The organism is Nitrococcus sp., assembly GCF_059432795.1.
This window is the reverse complement of the sequence record NZ_JBXWZQ010000008.1, coordinates 1-5105: the sequence shown is the minus strand read 5'-3', so window position 1 is coordinate 5105 and position 5105 is coordinate 1. Positions and strand designations below refer to the sequence as shown.

The following is a 5105-nucleotide window of genomic DNA, read 5'->3' as shown; positions in this document are numbered from 1 at the left end:
TACTGTACTATCCCTGTTTGCTTGGCGGTGGCATCCCTGCGGCCTCGTTCGAACAGGCTTGCCCCGCTCTCAGCCGCGACCTTAGTGCGCCAAAGGTCACCATTTTTAATGCATCAGTCGTGCCAATGGTTAAACCCTTGTTTGCACGTGCTCGGCGAGCCGCCTACCGCCAGGTTTTGTCGCCGCCCGGCGTCGCAATTCCGCCGTATCGCCGCGCAGGCTTCTCGCTCAGGGCTGACGGCTGTCGTCAGATTGTGACGGCCAATGCCGTCCGGCTTCAGCCACTGCAGAACAGCTCAACCCGGTCGCTGCGCTCGCTGCAAAGGCGGTAGGGGCGTGCGCTGAACCGGAAACGCTCGATGATGCGCTCCGCCTCCTGATGTATCAACGCAGGCTCGCCGCGCAGAATGATCCGGTCAGTCTCGTAGCGGATATTCAATTTTACCGTGGCGTGCGCCGCTCCGTGCGCCATGATTGCCTCCCGCAGAGTTCATGCATCGTATGTATTCTGACAATTAGCGTATCGCTGTGACTCAAGTTCGCATCCGGTTGCGCATATCCATCGGCCCATGCCGGGGCGTATCTTTCCCCGGCGCCCAAGCGCCGCGACGCACGCCGTTGCGGGCGTATCCGGCTGCTGCAGACGCAATACACATGAGTGGGACCGGCGGGGTTGGCGTTCTGCGCCGGTTCGTTCGAGAGGCTTCGCGCTGCATTGAGGGCGCGTTGCGAATCGCCATGCGCCGGCGTTGCCAGCCCCATCGTCGCGCCTCGGCCGGAGCGAACTGGGAACTAATAAAATCGATACGGAACCAAGACTAAGGGCAGTTGCCCTCCCGGTTCGCTGGAAGGGAAGTGAGCAGAGCAAGGGCAGGAGCGCAGCTTATCGGGTTGCGTCCGCTGTGCGGCTTGGGGACATTGGATGCCGAGAGCCTCTAACACGTTTGTCCGACTGGGTATCACGTGCTCGCTGCCCGCAAAACAGGTGCTGCACCCCGTGGGACAGAGAAGGTGAATAAAAATGTCTGGTTGGAAGCGCCGATTACTGACTCTAAGCCTGGGTCTCCTGGTGGCGGTTGTCATCCTGGTCGGCATCGCGCTGCAAAGCGTGCCCTTTTTGGTCGATTTCTGGTGGTTCGATGCGCAAGGCTACCAGGAGTATTTTTGGCATCGAACGCTCTATCGCTTCGTCGTGCTCATCCTGGTGGGCGCCGCCTTCTTTTCCGTGTTCTTCATCAATTTCTGGATCGCTTCGCATTACCTCGGCGGCGGTTCCTCGTCGCAAGGCGCAGCCGCGCCAGCAGGCGGCCGGAACCGACGAGTGATTCATAAATTCCAAACCGGCTCCCTGTGGGTCTATACACCTTTGTCGCTGATATTGGCCGTGTTGATCGCTTGGCCGTTGTTCGTTCAGTGGGAGTCGTTTCTATTATTCATCACGGCACCGGACGCCGGAATCAAAGATCCGCAATACGGCAAAGATATCTCCTATTACCTTTTCTCATACCCGATCTACAGCCTCATCCTGCACCGCCTGCGAATCGCTTTTCTCGTTCTGTTGGTTGCCATCGGCGTGCTCTATTGGCTTGAGAATCGCTTTCTATTGCAGCGGGGCAAGATTTTCCCCAACAAGGCGAGATGGCATCTCAGCTTACTTGTAGGCATCGTATTTCTAGTCGAAATATGGGATTTCTTTTTGCAGCGCGACGCGCTCGTTTATAGTCAGCAATATGAGCCTCTCTTTTTCGGTCCTGGTTTTGCGGACATGCGCGTCGTGTTGCCGTTCATCTGGTTATCTCTGCTCTTTTTGCTGGGCGTCGCGGCCTCCGCAATTTACCTCATACACCGGCGTAAAGGGCTCAAGCTGCTGGTAAGCTTTGCATTGCTTTTTCTTGTGGCGTTGGGGCTTCGCCATTTTCATTTGTTTCATTGGGCAGTCAACGAGTACGTGGTGGATCCAAACGAGTTTTCACTGCAGAAGCCCTACATCGAAAGAAGCATTAAAGCGACGTTGGATGCGTACGATCTGAACAATATCGAGACGCGTAATTTCGAGAGGAAAAAAGTTCCAAAAGATCCTTTTGACGCCAAAGTGAGCCGGCTGCTCCATAACATTCCAGTGTGGAATGAAGAGATGGTCGCCGAGGTATACGAGCAACTGCAACAATAGCGCACGTATGACCGAGTCTCTGGGGCGAGCGTTGATCGGTACAAGGTCGAGGGAGACATGCAGCAGGTCTATTTGTCCGGCCGGGAGTTAGCCTATGACCGCCTTCCAGGGGGTTCGCAGAACTGGGTTAATGAACACTTGATTTACACTCATGGCTACGGCCTCGTCATGACGGCCGCCGGCCAGGGCGAGGGAAGATCGATTGACTGGCTTATTCGGCAGATGCCGCTAAAATCGGACAATTTCGACATCGAACAGCCGGCGATTTACTATGGCCGCGGCGATTATCACTATGCCGTTGCTCCTTCTGAAAATGCTGAGCTTCACTATCCGGGTAAAAACGACAATGTAATGGTCCATTACGATGGTAAGGGCGGGGTTCCAATCACGCCGTTTCGTCGAATGATTTTCGCATCATTTTTTAATGATAAAAATCTGTTTCTGACGACCCAGGCCAATGATAAAAGCAAGATATTGATTCGACGCAACATTCGCGAGCGGATCCGCGCGCTCACGCCATTCCTCGTAATGGATTCGCTGCCATACCTGGCGGCTACGGCCAACGGACTGTATTGGATCCAGGATGCGTATACGGTCTCGTCCTGGTATCCGAATGCAGAGCGGCTGGGTTCCAAGGGAATAGATTCGTCCGTCTCGACGGTAACGGCGAACAAAAAGAATCTGAATTATATTCGCAATTCAGTGAAAGTCGTCGTGGACGCGTACGATGGTGCCGTGAGTTATTATATTTTCGACGCGGATGACCCGGTCATCCAAGCTTTCAATCGCATCTACTCCGATATTTTCAAAGATAAAGAGGAGTTTCCGAGGGAGCTCAAGACTCACATTCGTTACACAAAGGACATGTTCGAAGCACAGATGGCGATCTATGACAAATACCACAAGACCGATCCGAAGTTATTTTATCAGGCGGAGGACGTATGGGCTTTTCCGGAGCGTGACAAGCGGGAATCGACGACGCGGATGCGGCCCTATTATCTCACGCTCGATCTGATCGAAAAGGACCGGCTGGACTTCATCCTGTTCCTGCCCATGATCGTGGAGGAGCGTCGCAATATGCGGGCGATGGCGGTGGCCGGCTCCGATGATCCGAACTACGGCAAGCTCGTTGTGCATCGGTTCGCCAAGGGAGAGCTGGTCTTCGGGCCGTCGCAGATCCATACCGTCATCAAGGAGGATCCGGACGTCTCCGCGCTGTTCACGCTTTGGAGCCAGGAAGACTCGGACGTGGTGCTCGGCAACATGGTCATCTTTCCGATCGGCGGCGTCGTGCTTTATTTGCAACCGGTGTTCCTCGTCTCCGATGAGCCCGAGAAGATTCCACGGCTAGAGCGGATTATCCTCACCGACGGGGAATCGGTGGTCATAGAGCCCACGGTGGAGAGAGCTTACACGGCGCTTAAACAGCGTATCCAGGCGACGCAGGACGAATCCTGATGCACGCCGCGCAGGCGTATACGGGGCGGTTTGGTGCGGGCCGCGCTTGCCGGGCGCGGGTTCGCGGTCGCAGGAGCAAGGCGCTGTGTCAGGGCCTTCAACGTGGTTCGGCGGTTCGTGCGGCGAGCGCCTTGCGGGAGAATTCGGCGACCTCGGCGGCTAATTGCCGCAATACGGCATTGGCCGCCACGACGCCGCCGCGGGCGTCCTCGCTCGGGGCGGGGGCGCTCAAGTCCAGCATCCGGCTGGCGAGCAGCGTGCCGCGCGCAAGGTCTACGAGGGAGACGCGCAAGACGAGGCGCTGGCGGCTCGGTGGCGGGCCGCTGAAATCCTGCTCCAGACGCAGCAGCTCGGTGCGCAGGCTGTAGGCCACGGTAACGCCCGAAGAGGTCTCGAACGCCGAGCGAAACGGACCGAGCTGATTCAAGGCACTGACGAGCGCTTCGCGCAGCATGCGTGCCGGAGCATCCACCCAGCGGTTCTTCGCGTAGTAGTGAAGCTCGAAGGGCGTGCGGCGGTATGCCATGGCACTGGTGTCGTATCCCGCCGCCACCAGCGGGTATTCGACGAGGATCAGATCGCGGCGTTGCGCGGCCGGGGTGCGGGGCAGGTCGTCAAGCGGCGCTTTGAGCCGGAGCTGATAGAAATGGCCCGCTTCCTGCCGGGCGGATGGCAGCACGGTGCAGCCGGTTAGAAGTGTAACGACAGCGATTAAGGCAAATCGGCGCACACGCCCTCCTCATTTCTTGACGCTCTATTGCTCGCCGGGTCCCGGGGGTCGGCGGGCGGCCCCCCGCAGCAGGGCAGCGGGCTCGCGTTCGAGCTTCTGGATCAGACGGTCGAGATGGCCGGTGGTCTGGCGAATATCCCCGAAAAGCGCTTCGAGCTCCGGTAGCGTCGTCCGCAGCACACGGTTGACGCCCGTCTCGCCGGAGCGGCCGAGCGCCGTGAGGCGTTCGGCCGTCTGATTCAGGCTTCGGCTGAGCTCGTCCACCGCCACCAACGTGCGGTCCAGCCGCTGCAGCGTCTGCGGCAACAGCTCACCGGTGATCCGCGCGGTATTGCGGGTGACGCGCTCCAGATTGGCCATCGCCTGATCGATGCGTTCGCTGTTGGATGCCAGCGTGCCCGATAAGCGGGTGAAATTGGCAAGCGTCTCGCTCACTGCTTGGCGATTGGGTTGCGAGAGCAGATCAGTGAGCTGCTTGCCGAGTTGGTTGATCGTGCTGATGCCCTCGGAGACCGCCTGATCGAGGTGGGTCAACGGGGAGGGCTTTGTCTGAATGACCGGATAAGGTTCACCCGGCGGGGTCACCGGCGCCGGGGCGCCCGGATCGTAGCCGGAGAGCTCGATCGAGGTGGCCCCCGTCAACCCTTGCGCTTTGATGGCGGCCACCGTGGCCGCGCTGACGGGCGTGGTTTGTTTGACGGCGAGTATCACGCGAACCCGTTTCGGGTCGTCACTGTCGATCGCTAC

At 58.4% G+C, this 5105-nt stretch carries 3 protein-coding genes and 1 pseudogene; 1 reads left to right on the top strand and 3 read right to left on the bottom strand.

Annotation, left to right across the window (positions count from 1 at the left end):
- Window positions 1–277: 277 nt before the first annotated feature.
- On the bottom strand, window positions 278–472 hold the full coding sequence (locus AC52Q4_RS01085) for a hypothetical protein (RefSeq protein ID WP_495534950.1): 195 nt from the start codon (window positions 470–472) through the stop codon (window positions 278–280).
- A gap of 549 nt (window positions 473–1021) precedes the next feature.
- Here AC52Q4_RS01085 and AC52Q4_RS01080 point away from each other — a divergent pair.
- Window positions 1022–3628: pseudogene (locus AC52Q4_RS01080) on the top strand (UPF0182 family protein).
- A 97-nt stretch (window positions 3629–3725) separates the two neighbouring features.
- Here the strand turns inward: AC52Q4_RS01080 and AC52Q4_RS01075 are convergent.
- Both AC52Q4_RS01075 and AC52Q4_RS01070 read right to left on the bottom strand, forming a co-directional pair.
- Window positions 3726–4358, bottom strand: coding sequence for an ABC-type transport auxiliary lipoprotein family protein (locus tag AC52Q4_RS01075; RefSeq protein ID WP_495534949.1), 633 nt, complete (start codon window positions 4356–4358; stop codon window positions 3726–3728).
- Between the two features lie 24 nt (window positions 4359–4382).
- A partial coding sequence (locus AC52Q4_RS01070) for an MlaD family protein (protein ID WP_495534948.1) occupies window positions 4383–5105 on the bottom strand: 723 nt, incomplete at its 5' end.

What these genes read in the sequence shown, in the direction of transcription:
- AC52Q4_RS01085 (WP_495534950.1), bottom strand. Translation starts at nt 472, where the DNA reads ATGGCGCACGGAGCGGCGCACGCCACGGTAAAATTGAATATCCGCTAC.